General features: G+C 44.1%; 12 protein-coding genes. 3 read left to right on the top strand and 9 right to left on the bottom strand.

Annotated features, from left to right (window positions below):
• Nucleotides 1-12: 12 nt before the first annotated feature.
• Nucleotides 13-291: a putative quinol monooxygenase gene (locus tag JHD45_RS11760; protein WP_199476708.1), complete on the top strand. Its 279-nt coding sequence runs from the start codon at nt 13-15 to the stop codon at nt 289-291.
• Here the strand turns inward: JHD45_RS11760 and JHD45_RS11755 are convergent.
• The 4 genes from JHD45_RS11755 to JHD45_RS11740 form a co-directional block, all read right to left on the bottom strand.
• Nucleotides 288-875 carry a DJ-1/PfpI family protein gene (locus tag JHD45_RS11755; RefSeq protein WP_199476707.1) on the bottom strand — a complete coding sequence of 196 codons (588 nt, stop codon included), beginning with the start codon at nt 873-875 and terminating at the stop codon, nt 288-290. The genes JHD45_RS11760 and JHD45_RS11755 overlap by 4 nt on opposite strands.
• Nucleotides 876-1,027: 152 nt before the next feature.
• Nucleotides 1,028-2,209 carry a nucleotide sugar dehydrogenase gene (locus JHD45_RS11750; protein WP_267905970.1) on the bottom strand — a complete coding sequence of 394 codons (1,182 nt, stop codon included), beginning with the start codon at nt 2,207-2,209 and terminating at the stop codon, nt 1,028-1,030.
• A gap of 50 nt (nt 2,210-2,259) precedes the next feature.
• Nucleotides 2,260-3,318, bottom strand: coding sequence for an NAD-dependent epimerase (locus tag JHD45_RS11745; RefSeq protein ID WP_325097289.1), 1,059 nt, complete (start codon nt 3,316-3,318; stop codon nt 2,260-2,262).
• Nucleotides 3,319-3,501: 183 nt separating this feature from the next.
• Nucleotides 3,502-4,569, bottom strand: coding sequence for a peptidase M42 (locus JHD45_RS11740; protein WP_199476705.1), 1,068 nt, complete (start codon nt 4,567-4,569; stop codon nt 3,502-3,504).
• A gap of 252 nt (nt 4,570-4,821) precedes the next feature.
• Between JHD45_RS11740 and JHD45_RS11735 the strand changes: the two genes are divergently transcribed.
• Nucleotides 4,822-5,367, top strand: a complete 546-nt coding sequence (locus JHD45_RS11735) for a hypothetical protein (RefSeq protein ID WP_199476704.1) — start codon at nt 4,822-4,824, stop codon at nt 5,365-5,367.
• A 68-nt stretch (nt 5,368-5,435) separates the two neighbouring features.
• On the opposite strand, the gene JHD45_RS11730 is transcribed toward JHD45_RS11735, so the two are convergent.
• A complete protein-coding gene (locus tag JHD45_RS11730) occupies nt 5,436-6,353 on the bottom strand; it encodes a SphA family protein (protein ID WP_199476703.1) in 918 nt (305 codons plus the stop codon).
• A gap of 228 nt (nt 6,354-6,581) precedes the next feature.
• Complete coding sequence (locus tag JHD45_RS11725; RefSeq protein ID WP_199476702.1) at nt 6,582-8,516, bottom strand: alkaline phosphatase D family protein; 1,935 nt, start codon at nt 8,514-8,516, stop codon at nt 6,582-6,584.
• Nucleotides 8,517-8,685: 169 nt separating this feature from the next.
• Here JHD45_RS11725 and JHD45_RS11720 point away from each other — a divergent pair, with 169 nt between their 5' ends.
• Complete coding sequence (locus JHD45_RS11720; protein ID WP_199476701.1) at nt 8,686-9,261, top strand: nitroreductase family protein; 576 nt, start codon at nt 8,686-8,688, stop codon at nt 9,259-9,261.
• A 60-nt stretch (nt 9,262-9,321) separates the two neighbouring features.
• Here the strand turns inward: JHD45_RS11720 and JHD45_RS11715 are convergent, their stop codons facing one another.
• The 3 genes from JHD45_RS11715 to JHD45_RS11705 form a co-directional block, all read right to left on the bottom strand.
• Complete coding sequence (locus tag JHD45_RS11715) at nt 9,322-10,617, bottom strand: lysine N(6)-hydroxylase/L-ornithine N(5)-oxygenase family protein (protein ID WP_199476700.1); 1,296 nt, start codon at nt 10,615-10,617, stop codon at nt 9,322-9,324.
• A 61-nt stretch (nt 10,618-10,678) separates the two neighbouring features.
• Nucleotides 10,679-11,677: a GNAT family N-acetyltransferase gene (locus JHD45_RS11710; RefSeq protein ID WP_233407777.1), complete on the bottom strand. Its 999-nt coding sequence runs from the start codon at nt 11,675-11,677 to the stop codon at nt 10,679-10,681.
• On the bottom strand, nt 11,667-13,904 hold the full coding sequence (locus JHD45_RS11705) for a TonB-dependent siderophore receptor (protein ID WP_199476699.1): 2,238 nt from the start codon (nt 13,902-13,904) through the stop codon (nt 11,667-11,669). The genes JHD45_RS11710 and JHD45_RS11705 overlap by 11 nt, the downstream gene beginning before the upstream one ends.
• Nucleotides 13,905-13,925 lie beyond the last annotated feature (21 nt).

The raw sequence follows: 13,925 nt of genomic DNA, 5'->3' as shown, positions 1-13,925 counted from the left end.
GAGCTTTGCACTATGGCAAAAATCATACTAAGTGGACATATAGAAGCACCCAATGACGATTTAGACTTGGTACTGGCTGAACTACAAAATCATATTGCTCTAACGAAGCAAGAGGCGGGTTGCATTACTTTTACCGTGACAAGAGCGTCTGAAAACTCACCGCGTTTTGATGTGTACGAGGAATTCACTGACAGAGCGGCGTTCGATGAACATCAAACGCGTGTCAAGGCTTCCCGTTGGGGGGAAGTGACCAAAAATGTAGAAAGATTTTATACCGTTACGGGTGGTTAAAAACCGTTTTTTGTCCAATCAAAATCCATTTGACGCGCGGTTTTTTCGGCGAGCTCAAGGCTATGAAACTGACTGACTAAGTGTAAACTCATGTCTATGCCTGCCGAAATCCCTGCCGAGGTAATGATATGGTCTTCTTCTACCCAGCGAACCCCTTCAATCACATTCAATTTGGGAAACTGCGCTTTTAAATCGGCGATGTCTTCCCAGTGTGTTGTCACTTTTTGCGTTGTTATCACGTGGGCTTTGGCGAGTAAAAATGCACCTGTGCAGACTGAGGCAATGAAATCAGCCTTGTGCGCTTGTTGATAAATCCAGTTAGTGACTCTAGGTTTATGGATCTCTTGGGTATGATCGCCACCGACAACGATGAGAACATCAATTGCTGGATGATTATGAAAGCCATAGTGTGGAATCACCTTATAACCCGCTCTGGCGACGACCATTTCGCCAGATTCACCAATTAAAAAAGCATTAAATGGTTCATCGTTTGGGCAAACACGTGACGCTGTTGAGAATACTTCAAACGGACCTGAAAAATCGAGCACTTCTGCTTTGTCGTAAAGGTAGATACCGATGTTCATAAGCTGTATTCCACTTTAGGGTAGGTCTCAGAGTAATAACCTTTTTTCGTCTCCACGACAAGCGCGATCAATTCGGATTAATTTAGCTTACCCGAAAATATAAAACCCCCAATAAATAGAATTTATTGGGGGTTTTATGGGTATTTTAATTTTTAATCCGTACCAAACAAATCACGTGTATAGACTTTATCGACTACATCTCGGAGGTCTTCTGTCATGCGATTTGCCATAATGACATTGGAACGGGCTTTGAAGTCCTCAAAGTCGCGGCAGACTTCTGATTTAAAGAAGGTGTCTTCTTCTAGTTCAGGCTCATATAAGATGACTTCGATGCCTTTGGCTTTTAGGCGCTTCATAACCCCTTGAATCGCGGAAGCTCGGAAGTTATCGGAACCTGTTTTCATCACCAGACGATAGATACCTACCACATCAGGATTACGTTTAAGAATCGATTCGGCGATGAAATCCTTGCGCGTTGTGTTGGAGTCGACAATGGCACGAATCAAGTTGTTTGGTACATCGTTGTAGTTTGCCAACAGTTGTTTGGTATCTTTTGGCAGACAGTAACCACCGTAGCCAAAGGATGGGTTGTTGTAATGGCTACCAATGCGTGGGTCTAGTCCGACGCCTTCTATTACTTGTTTGCTATTGAGGCCAAATGATTCACAGTAGGAGTCCAACTCGTTGAAGTAAGCTACGCGCATGGCCAGATAAGTGTTGGAAAAAAGCTTCACGGCTTCGGCTTCAGTTGAATCCGTAAATAAGGTCGGAATGTCTTGTTTAATGGCCCCTTCTTGTAGCAAGCGGGCGAAGAGCTCAGCGCGTTCAGAATGCTCACCGACAATAATACGTGATGGGTTTAAGTTATCGTAAAGAGCACGGCCTTCTCGTAAAAATTCGGGAGAAAACAAAATGTTATCAATATTGTATTTCTCTTTGACACTATTGATGTAGCCTACTGGGATGGTCGATTTAATGATCATCGTGGCGTTTTTATTAATGGCTAACACGTCTTCAATCACACTTTCAACGGAGCTGGTATTGAAATAGTTGGTGACGGGATCATAGTCTGTTGGCGTGGCGATGATGACAAAATCCGCGTCACGGTAAGCAAGGTTTTTATCCATTGTTGCGGTGAAATCGAGTGCTTTTGTAGTGAGAAAATCTTCGATTTCCGTGTCGCTGATAGGGGATTGACCTTGATTCAGCATTTCCACTCGACTAGGAACAATATCGACAGCAATGACTTTGTTGTGCTGAGCCAATAACATGGAAATAGACAGGCCAACATAGCCTGTACCAGCGACCGCAATATGGTATTTTTTAGTGTTCAAGGTATGTCCCTTAGTTTAAATATTCTGTTTGATAGGTGATGGGTACAGTGTTAGACGTTGATGCATTCTCGCCAGGTGTCGCCCACGTTGTTAGTGTTTCCAATATTATAAAAGGCTTGGTACCAATCCACAAATGTTTGCATGCCTTGTTCAATAGTCGTTTTGGGCATAAAACCTGTGGCTTGTGTCAGTTCATCAATATCGGCATAGGTGATGGGGGCATCGCCAGCTTGCATGGGCAATAAATTTTCCTTCGCTTTTTTACCACAAGCCTTTTCTATTGCGCTGATAAAACGCCGCAGTGTAATGGGATTGTGATTCCCTATGTTAAACAATTTGTAGGGAGCTTGTGCCTTAGTCCCTGTGTTTTCCGTGGGTTGCGGGATGGTGTCGACCACGCGAACGATTCCATCAACAATATCATCGATGTAGGTAAAGTCACGTTGCATGTCACCGTGGTTGTAGACATCGATAGGCGTGCCGTTCAAGATGGACTTGACGAACTTGTAGGCGGCCATATCAGGACGCCCCCAAGGGCCATAGACCGTAAAAAAACGCAGTCCTGTGGTCGGAATATTATATAGGTGGCTATAAGAGTGGGCCATTAATTCATTGGACTTTTTGGTTGCTGCGTAAAGACTGATGGGGTAGTCCACTCTGTCCTTGGTGTTAAAAGGTTGTTTGATATTCATGCCATAAACGGAACTTGAGGAGGCATAAACAAGGTGTTTAACCTCGTTATGTCGACACCCCTCTAAGATATTAGCAAACCCCAATAGATTAGAGTCAATATAGGCTTGAGGGTTCTCGATAGAGAAGCGGACACCCGCTTGTGCAGCAAGATTGATGACCACATCGAATTTTTCTTTTGAAAACAGTGTGGACATACTGTCTTTATCTGCGATATCCATACGAATAAAACGTAGAGGGTTTTTCAGTTTTTGGGCAGTTTGAAAATCATTAATGTCTTTTAAGCGTGCTTGCTTTAGTGTTGGATCGTAGTAATCATTAAGGTTATCAATACCAATGACCTCATCTCCTTTTAATAGAAGAGATTTAATTAACCCATGTCCAATGAAGCCTGCGGCTCCCGTCACTAAAGTTTTCACACACACTCTCTTTATTTTGTTAACAAAATACGCTGATAAACATAAAAAAGACAATATAAGGACAAAGAAGATATTACAAAAACTTGGGGCAAAATAGGGTGTAAGCAAGTAGGAAAGAATAGGTATTTTTAGACCACCCCAGAGCGATGAATGGGGTGGCGTTATTGTGTGGACGGAATCTATTTATATATTAGAGAGTATTTTTAGTGTGTTTAAAAAAGCGTTTACTGAATCAATCGAAGCAGATTCATGCATAGTGTGATATCCAGTCGTGGGTATCTGGATGGTCGTACCATCCACCAATCCGTTTGACGCTGAGATAATGCGTCCTAACTCGGTACTGCCGAGTGAGGAAGGTGGTTGTCCTAAGGCGGCGCGTTTAATATTTTCTGCTTCCACATAACGATTTTTGTAGAGATAGCTTATATTGTGCTGTTGGCAAAGGGCTTCCAGTGCTTGCGTGCTGTCTTTGTTAAATGAGGCGTTTGCGTCTTTTTCCCGTAGTACCAAAAGCTGTTCATTAGCCGCTTGGGTATCTGGAAAAGGGCTGGTATCAACCACAAATAAACGGTTAGTTGAGCCACCAAAGCGGCGAAACCATTCTAGGAGATAACGCCAACTTTTGCCGGCTTCTTCTTGAGCGGTAAAAAAGGCGGTGCCTTTAAAGCCGTGGGCAAATAAATGAACCAGTGCTGCGGCAGAGATGACATTATCCAGTTGTCCTTCTAAGCGTTGGTCTTTTATGGTGAGTTGATCTTTAAAGGCAATAGGGGTACCGGCTACTACCCCTTCAAGGCCATCGACTTCAAAAATCAGGTTGTTACGAAACTCACACACGTATGAGTGATTTATGATGCCTTTGCCTCGGTAAACACCTGACCAAGGTTCATAGGCGTAGATTTCTTCATGGTGGAAGCGCTCGGTCACCTTAGTCATTAATTCTTCCGATACAGAATTATTCAGCAAGTCTGTTTTATTGGCAGAAACAAAGGCCGCGTATTGAAATTCATTTGGTCCGGTGCATACCAGACCGTGGCGATCAATATGCGCAGAGAACATGGTACTCATGGGGTCACTGCCTTGGGCCACTAATAATCCCTCATACCAAGTGACTTTGGCCCCCCGTTCTTCCAGCTCTCGTTGTAATACGCGAAAGAACGAGTGCTCAGCACCAACAACGCTTGGCTGTCGAATGAGTAATTTAAGTAAGTCGATAAAATCGTTATCCAGCTCGCTGTTGTTGTTTTGCATCAGGCCATCTCTAGTGGGTAGGGGGAAATATTATCATAGGGCTTTTTCGTGGATTTTATAGCAGAAAATAGCCTTTTTTTAGGTTTTTATCGATGTAAAAGTAGCCATGATAAAATAGAAAAACGCTGTTAGAATGTAACTAGGAAAATTTCGTACAATGTTTTTGCATACTGTCTGCAATTAAGGAATGCGTGTAGACATCATCTTTCTTAATGTATTTTTCGTTTGGCTCCTTAGATAAGGATAATAATCGTGCGTTCGAAGCATTTGATAGTGATTTTGGGTGTTCTGTTTTTGTCAGGTTGTGCCAGTTGGTTTACGTCTCCGACCGATAGCAAACGTGTTACGTCTTTTTATGTAAAAAGTCTTCATGTTAATTTAAAAGAAGGGGATTGGGGTAAGCCAAACAATAAAGCCTTTTCATCAGAAGAGACTTTAAGTAAAGATTTTGCCTACTCAATTCAAAAGAGCTTAGTAGAACATGATGTGTATGCAGTGAAACCTGATAAACACAGTGCGGCATTAGTTATCACGATTGATTACACCCGTCGCTATAAATACGGTGGTGAGGCACTCAGTCGACCATTGGTCTCGCATATTATTCAGGTGTATCAGCATGGGCAATTGATTGCGACCTTAAAGCGTTCTAATTATTCGCCCATTAATGGTTTTTTTAGTGCCATTGTTATTAACTTTATGCAGGCAATGCACTTATGGGATAAGAGTGACGAACACATTGACGCCGATAACATCAGCGCCTCTATGATTGATCAGCTTGTTGATAAATTTGATCTGTAAATCGTCATCAATGACGAATGACTTCCTTGTCAGGTTGCTTACTTTCTAGGGCGTTTTCTAGCGCTCCCTTAGAAACTCTGTGCAATGCGTAATGCGATAGAGGTGCCTTGTGTACGGTTTCTTGAGTGATACTCTTTATAGACATGGAACCAAAGGGCAGGCAGTCCTGGTTTGAAGTAAGCAATAGCCGGGCCCACTGCAATAGTTTGTGCTCGGTTACCATCTGCCGGCACATTGGGTCCTTTATCATCGGTTAGCTGTTTGTAGTAGTAACCACCTAAACCAACGGTCCAAGCATCCATGATTTTCCCAATGCCAAATTCATGACGATATTCAATACCACTGGTGTAGTCTGTGTCTTTGTTTTTAGTATTGAAATCTAATTGGAAGCTAGATGAGAGTTCGATTTTATTGCTGGTGATGTAAGTGACGCCCAAGGCTGGGGAGTATGTCCAATGGTTCATACCGGCATTAATGGCCGCATTTTTATCAAAATGGCCTGTAGGTGCCTGTATTTGCAGTTGTGCATTCACTCCAAAGTTAGGGGCAATGTCCCACTGAATGATAATAGGTGCGACTTGCAAGTCTCCTAGTGTTTGTTGTGAGCCATGTACTTTACCGCCAGGAGGGGTCGTTAGGTCAAGGTTCATATCCAGATAGGGAATAACGGCGCTATAGCCGAAGTCCCCACCTAAAATTTTGTAGTTAGTACGTTTAATGTAGGCTAATGAGATACTCAGAACATCCAATGAAAACTTTGGTAGGGTGCTTTTGCCACTGTTGTTTCGTGTTGAATCGGCTGAGTAAGGTGCAATACGTAAGGAGAAACTTCCGATTGGCGTAACGGGTGGCATAAAGCCCGTCCCAAAATCGAAAACACCAGCCGCAGTGGTGGGTGACCCAAACTCAGTTGCTTGGCTTTGGGCTGCAAAAGAGGCAATCAAAACACTGCTTGCTGCAATCATAAAACGTTTTGTGTGTGTCATTAGTACGTTCCTTAGTTTTAGTTATGTCACTAAACAGTACTACTAACAAACTTTTTTCATTATCCGATATTGGTAAAGTTTTACACTTTTTTTGCTATGTTTTTTCAACTTGGAATGTATGCAACAACCTTATTTCTGTCATGTCTCTATGTTAGATAGGCCCCAGCATTATTGTCATCTGGGTTTAGAAAAGGAAAGGGCGGACAAGTGGATAGAATTATTCGGGATTTATTCATACCGTCGATCATGAGGGTCTTGCTTAAATGCAATGGCTTTGTTTTTGCCTGTTAATTGCTGGATTTGTATTGGCTTGCCTTCCTCATCTAGGGTGACTAAACCAATTCCTGCATGATTGAGTAGTCGTTCTCCACGAGAGGCGTTATCCGGTTTGCGTGGCGATATCCACATGCCTCGACGTTTGGTAAATATATTAAGAGGTGACCAAGGGGCGTAGAGCCATCGATTGAGTCGATCAAACCAATCTAATAAGCGTTTTGGAAATTCATTACGTAGTCCGCTACTGGTGATTTGCCAAATATGAGGACTGCTTTGAAGGCCTTTCACTTCGATGTCATAGACAAAAGAGTAATGGACATCCCCCGATAGAATCACAAAATGATGCGGTGTTTTTGGATGTCGAAATAGGTTCATTAAGGTGTGAGCCGAGCCAGAATGTGCCATCCAGTTCTCGGCGTCCACTATCAAAGGCTTACCTAAAAAAGTAAAGATTCTTTGTACTGTTTCAATTAACTTGACTCCAAAAATAGGGGCAGGTGACACCATAATGACGGCTTTATGATCAATCAACGTTTGTTGTAAATCGGTTAGGGTTTGCCAATCCATGAGCCCTGACGGGCGCTGCGGATGACGCTCAGAGCGCCAGCGGTGGGTGCGAGTGTCTAACACGATTAATGGGGGATAAGTCGGCCATTCGTAATGCCATTGCTCAAATGTTAATAGCTGGTCAATCAAGGCATCGTGCTGTTGGCTACCGATGGATTGTAGGGTCTGATCAAGCTGCGAGAGCATTGCATCATCGAACTGTTCTGGTGCGTTCCCCCATCCTTGGCATAATAAATAGGCCGTGAGTGCATTACCGATAATGCGCTTTGATAAAGGGTGACCATAAGCGCTATGTTCCCATGCGGCGGTCATATTCCAATCATCAGTCACATCATGATCATCAAAAATCATGGCGGTAGGTAAATGGGCTAAAGCTCTTCGGACGTGTTTGAGCGGTTGTTTAAATGCCTCAATGGCCTGTTTTTCCTTCTCATAACGCATACGCTTTGCGTTATCTTGGATGACATTTGGGCAGGTTAAGTCGATATTAGCCCAACAAGCAGGCGACCAGACAAGTAGATACATTGCCAGTACCTCACTGAGTGTAATGAGGTGGTTTTGCGCCGTGCTACTGGTAAAAATAGGTTTTTTGACACCGCCAAAGAACTGTTTATGTAGCTCCTTGGTTTCTTCCCTTTGAGGTAGGATGCGATCTCGCTCATAGTAATGGGGCGCTGAACTATGTAAGCTCTGATGCTTTTCTAATACCGTGTCGTCTATGTCTTCGTCGGCCAACCCTAATTGTTGAATCACTTGATGAATGGCATTTAGCATGGGACCTGCCACATCGTCAGCGTAGATTTGATCCCCTGTTAATAATAACACGGCGGGCCATTCTTTTACGGGCGTTCTCTCTAATAGACTGTCTACCAGAACGAGTCCATCGGTATTACTTTCTTCAGGTGACTCGTCTTGGCGACAATAATGGGGCTTACGACAAGAGCCGTGCAGTAATTGCTTGATGTGTTTCTGGATAATGAATCCTGGTGTCGTGTATCCCGGGTAGCAGAGATCCGTAGCCCAAGATTGGATAGGATGCTCTTGCTTTGAAACGGCGTCTATCAACACGATGTCATAACCAATCCATTCTGCGATTGGTAAGGCTGACTCAGGAACGGCATGAATCAGCTGAAAGTAGAGTTTATCGCCTGATTTGATTTGACGATGATTTACGGTGAGCACAGGCGAGGCGTCTAGTACATCGCAATGAAGCGAAAGCGTAACGTCAACGGGCCGACTTGTTGCTAACCATAGTGTCACTTCGTGTGGATTTGTCTTGCGTAAAATGGGGCCGGCCAACACCAAAGGTAATGTCTGCATAATATGCTTTCTTCCATCGCTTCTTATACTCCAACACTATAGCAATCATCTAAACGATGTTTTTATAAATATAAAGGTATTTCTGTCAGTGTTTGATAAAAATGAGGATGAGACGTATTATCATTATTTTGCATAGACTATGCATGTAAATTTACCTAAGGAAAGTGAGATGGATGCCATTCAAGCGCTGATGACGCGTCGTTCTTATCCACGGGGCAGCCTTATTCAGCCTGCCCCTAATAGAGCAGAAGTAGAGCAAATTTTACAAGCTGCGATGACCGTACCTGACCACGGTAATATTAAACCTTGGCGCTTTGTGGTGATTCAAGGGCAGGGGATGAAGGATCTAGAAGGTGTCCTACGCGCTATGTACGATGGACAAGTCGAGGATGAAGTGTACTTCAATCGATTTATTCAAGAGATTATTAACACTCCTATGATGATTTGCGTCTACAGTGTGCTCAACATGGAACACAAAGTCTCTGTATTAGATCAACAGTTGGCGGGTGGGGCGGCATGTGAGCATATATTGCTAGCAGCGCATGCCATGGGATTTGGTGGCATCTGGCATAGCCAAGAAACAACAGAGGCTCTAAGGGTCATGCTAAAAATGGGCAATGAAGACCATATTCTGGGAGTGATGTCATTAGGAACCCCTAAACGGACGTCTCTTGCTAAGCGGAAGTCCTTTGCCGATTACACCTTTGAATGGGATCAGGAAAGCGGCTTGCAACCATGGCAATAAGTGGAACATCGCCCTGATACTCCTTTATCGGGGCGATGTTTTGTTGCTAACAAAAGGTTATTAGGCGCTCATTTTCTCGTCATGAAGAGAAGACTTCTGCTTAAGCAGTGCATCCACAATTTCTTTAGAGCGAACCGCTAGTACCGATAACAGGGTATCACTTAAACCATGGGACGATTCACAGCAACCTTGTAGAAACACATTAACAGAGCACTGGTCTTTCATCGGCAAGCGATAACTGCGCTCTACTGGGGAGCTTGTCATCAAAGGTTGCATATGATTGAGCATCTGGTGAAATTCGTCATAGCGGTAGCCCGTTGCCAAAATAACCGCATCATAAGCTTGCCAGTTTTGCTGGTGGTTTACTCTATCGTTAAGGCGTAAGGCAATTTTCTGTTCTTTTTCGCCCGTTTCTTGGATGTCATGACAGCGCAGGTATTTGTGCTGCCCTTTCCCCGTCACTTTTTGCAAATAGAGTCTTTCATATATGGCATGAAGTTCTTCCATGTCCACGACAGAGTAATTGGTTGCGCTAAAGTGATTGAGGATGTCTTTGCGTTCTGCTTCCTCGCGGGAGTAGATGTGATCGGTAAACTCTGGATCAAATATTTCATTCACAAAAGGACTGTCATCGGCAGGATGAAGCGCAAAACGGCGATTGATCATATGCACTTCCCCGTCTTCATAGCGGTTGCACAAATCCACAAAAATTTCTGCGGCACTTTGACCTGCTCCCACTACGGCGATTTTAGGGTGTTCTGGAAGATCTTTGGTGGATTCACTCCAGGTTTTATAGCGGGAGGAGTGCAGTACGTTGGCGTGTTCGAGCCCTTGGAACTGCTCCGGTAGTTTGGGCATGCCTCCCATTCCCAAAATCAGATTTCTGGCAATGCGAACGGTTTTCTCACCATGGATATTGGTAGCAATCACTTTGACTTTGGTGATTTCCCCTTCCTCTTCTATTGGCTGAATATCGATGACGCGTTGACCATAATGCACGAGCGAATCAAATTGTTTAGCGACCCAAGCCAAATAATCGTTGAACTCGATACGTGATGGATGTTGGCTACCGAGATTAATAAAGGAATTAAGTCGATTATGGGTATGGAGATAATTCACAAAGGTATAAGGACTCATGGGATTGCGTAATGTCACCAGATCTTTTAAACAAGAGATCTGCATGCGAGTGCCATCAAGCAGCATGCCTCCGTGCCACTCAAACTGCGATTTTTGTTCTAAAAAACAGTATGAGAGTTGATTGTCTTGCGCTTGTTCTTCTAAAGCGATGGCGATGGACAGATTAGCCGGTCCTAGACCGATGCCAAGCACATCATATTCCCTTATTTTGTTTGTCATAGTCACCTCGTTGTTCGTATTGAATATTGGCTTTGTGGTTAGACACTGTTTTGGCGCTTAACTAAAAACAGTCAACAAAGAAGTTTTCCCTTAATTGGCACATTAAAGCAGAGCGTTTATGTGGAAAGTCGAACTCTTTGAGTTTGGCAAAACCATACGCTTGCAAATAACGGATCATCTTCTGATTGTCTGCTCTAGGCTCGCTGACAATCTTGTCGGTTCTGGGGTCCACCAAATATAGGTAATGGCAAACCGATGGCAGCCACGCCGCGACCTTATGGGCGCCTCGGTGGTGCTCTTCTCCCACCAACATATGTATGCCCCGGTCATAATCGCCGGCAGCATAGTAAGGTGCGATGCGATCTTCTTTGGTCCAATAGGCTTCAATGTAGGCAAAGGGTTCATCGTCCAGACAGGCAATTAGCAGCTGATTTTTATGGTTCGCGATTTGCTCTGCTAAGTAGGCTCGATGTTCACTTAGACTGCCTTTTTGATCCCAAAAAGCGGCCACGCGATCATTGTTTTGCCACTTATTAAAGAGTGCTAAATGTTCGTCTAGATTGAGCCCCAATAGGCTGATATGTTGTTGCAGTTCAGGCAGATAGCGACGATAAAGTTCACCCTGTTGAGGGGCTGGTCTCATAGGATGATAACCCGCTTTAGTGAGAACAGGTTTATGGGGAAACAAGGGGCGATCTTGAAGCAGCCAGCGGTGCGGGCGCTGCATGATGGCTTCTCTCCATAGAATATTTTGTCCTGATTCGTTGCGGTAAAGTATATGAGCCAAGTGATCAGATGACAGGTTGCGTAAATCAACGTCGCTTAAATCAATGCTGCTTAAATCAATACAACGCAGCTGTGGAACCTGCTCAAACAGTAAGGTAAATGCGTTAAGCAGCTCACTTTCAGGCAGTTCACAATGCACTAAGACACCTTGGCCATGCAGTTCCTCGTGAACACTGACACCGCCCGATGGCAGTGTCACGTGGTAGTGGCCAGCTTCAAAAGAAACACACTTCCCAACGGGCAGTGTGTGATGAACGTTCTGATTACCAGTCATATGTCACACTCGCAATGACGTTACGGCTGTCACCGTAGTAACAAATATTGGAGTCACAGGTGGCAACGTATTCCTTATTGAAGATATTTTTTGCCATGACTTGAAACTTGTAGTTGTTCCACTGATAGCTGGCCATCGCATCGAATAAGGTGTAAGACGGCACTTTATTGGTTTCCGTATTATCGGCATAAGTATCACCGATATAACGAACCCCAGCTCCCAGTTTTAAGCCCGCCAATTTGCCATCGAAAAAGCGGTAGTTACCCCAAAAGGAGGCCAATTTATTAGCAATTTGTGAGGGCGTTTTGCCAATATACTGAGTGTCAGAATCTTCTGTGACTTCCGAGTCTACGTAACTTAAATTACCCACCAAGGTGATAGCTTGGGTCAGGTTGGCAACCGCTTCAAACTCGATGCCACGGTTACGGACTTCCCCTAGCTGTCTAAAGGTGGCTGTATTACTGGAACCTCTGGTTAGGTTTTCCTTGGTCAGTTGGTAGGCGGCCACACCAAAATAGCCATCAAAGTTTTTGGGTTGATACTTCACACCGACTTCGTAGTTTTTGGCTTTTTCTGCTTTAGCAGGGTGGCCGTTCGCGTCCAATTTCACCACTGGGTTGAAAGACTGGGCAAAGTTGGCATAGGGAACCAGACCATCCGCTAGCTGGTATGAAGCGCCTAGGTTGCTGGTCCATTCATGGTGATCAACATCGGTTTTAGCATCCGTCGTGGTATTGTGGGTTTTGTCACTGGTGTCATCAAAGCGCACGCCAGCGATCACCGTGAATTTATCCGTGATGTTTGCCTTGTCTTGGATATAAAAACCTAACTGCCGATTTTTCGTTTTGGTAGTTTGCAGATCAGCATCGGTGACAGTGGCTAATGTACTTGAGTTTAATAAGACAATGTTATTGCTATAACTTGGGTGATAAATATTAAAATTAGGATTACCCGCAACGGTACCAACACCCGGTACGGCCATCGGCTTGTTGCCATCTGCGGCGATAGGGTCTGAGGCATAGTCTTTATTGTTAATATCAAGGCTTTGATAATCTACACCGGTTAGTAACGTATGTTTTGCGCCGCCAGTGTTAAACTTATAGATAAAGCGGTTATCAATGTTGAAAGCATTAGAATGGCCATCTGCCGTAGAGACTCCTCTAACAATGTCGCTTCTGGCACCAGTGGGATCCAGTAACGGACCAACGCGGGGCACGTCTGCAGAATAGGCCGCAAAGTACATTTGGCGTAGGTTGATATCCATATGGCTAAAACGAGCAGACTGCTTGAATGAAACGTTATCGTTAAAGGCATGCTCTAATTCATAGCCCACGGAGGTTTGCTCGCGTTGGAAGGTTTCCCAGTCAGGGTTTCCTAAGGCGGTATCGTAGCCGATTTTACCATTTGGGTTGCTGGTAAGTGTTCCTTCTTCAGGCAGGAACTGTAAGTAAGGTTTAGAATTGTCTTTTTGGTAGCTGGCTAATACGGTTAATTTGGTTGCATCGCTAATTTGCCACGCTAAAGATGGGGCTAGTAAGGTACGGTCAGCATCGACTTTATCTACTTTCGTATCATTCTTACGCTTTAGTGCCACCATACGAAAAGCTAGCTTATCGTTGATGGCCTTATTGACGTCCAAGTTGATTTCTTTGCGGTCATAAGACCCAACACTGGCGGAGACTGAACCAAAATCTTCGTTCAATTGGGCGCGTTTGCTAATCAGATTGATAACGCCGCCGGGAGGTGTTTGACCATCCAATGAAGACGCTGGGCCTCGTAAAACCTCTATACGTTCTAACATGAAAGGATCGATTTGCCAGCTATAAAAACCAAAGGAATAGAGTCGAGTTCCATCTTGGTATAGGCCATTATTCGCTTGTTTAAAGCCGCGAATAACGAACCAATCCTGCTTATTATCTTCACCGTAGAAATTGGTCTGAATACTAGGAGTGTATTGCAGCGCATCCGATACGCTGATGGTCGCACGATCATCCATTTGCTCCCGAGTAACAACGGAAACCGCACGAGGGATTTTTACGATCTTTTCATCTGTCTTGGTGGCCGTCTGTGCCACTTTACTGACATAAGAAAAATTATTGGTCGTGGAGCTTTGATGTGTATCGCCTTCTACAACGAGCGTGCCGAGATCCTCAGCGTGTCCGACACTTGACGTTAATGCAATGGCAACCGCAAGTGATAGAGGATTTAGACAGAATAATCGACTCATTTATAATATCCTTAAGTTGAT

Source organism: Marinomonas spartinae (assembly GCF_016461715.1).
Lineage (GTDB): Bacteria > Pseudomonadota > Gammaproteobacteria > Pseudomonadales > Marinomonadaceae > Marinomonas > Marinomonas spartinae_A.
This window is presented reverse-complemented; position numbering and strand designations above follow the sequence as displayed.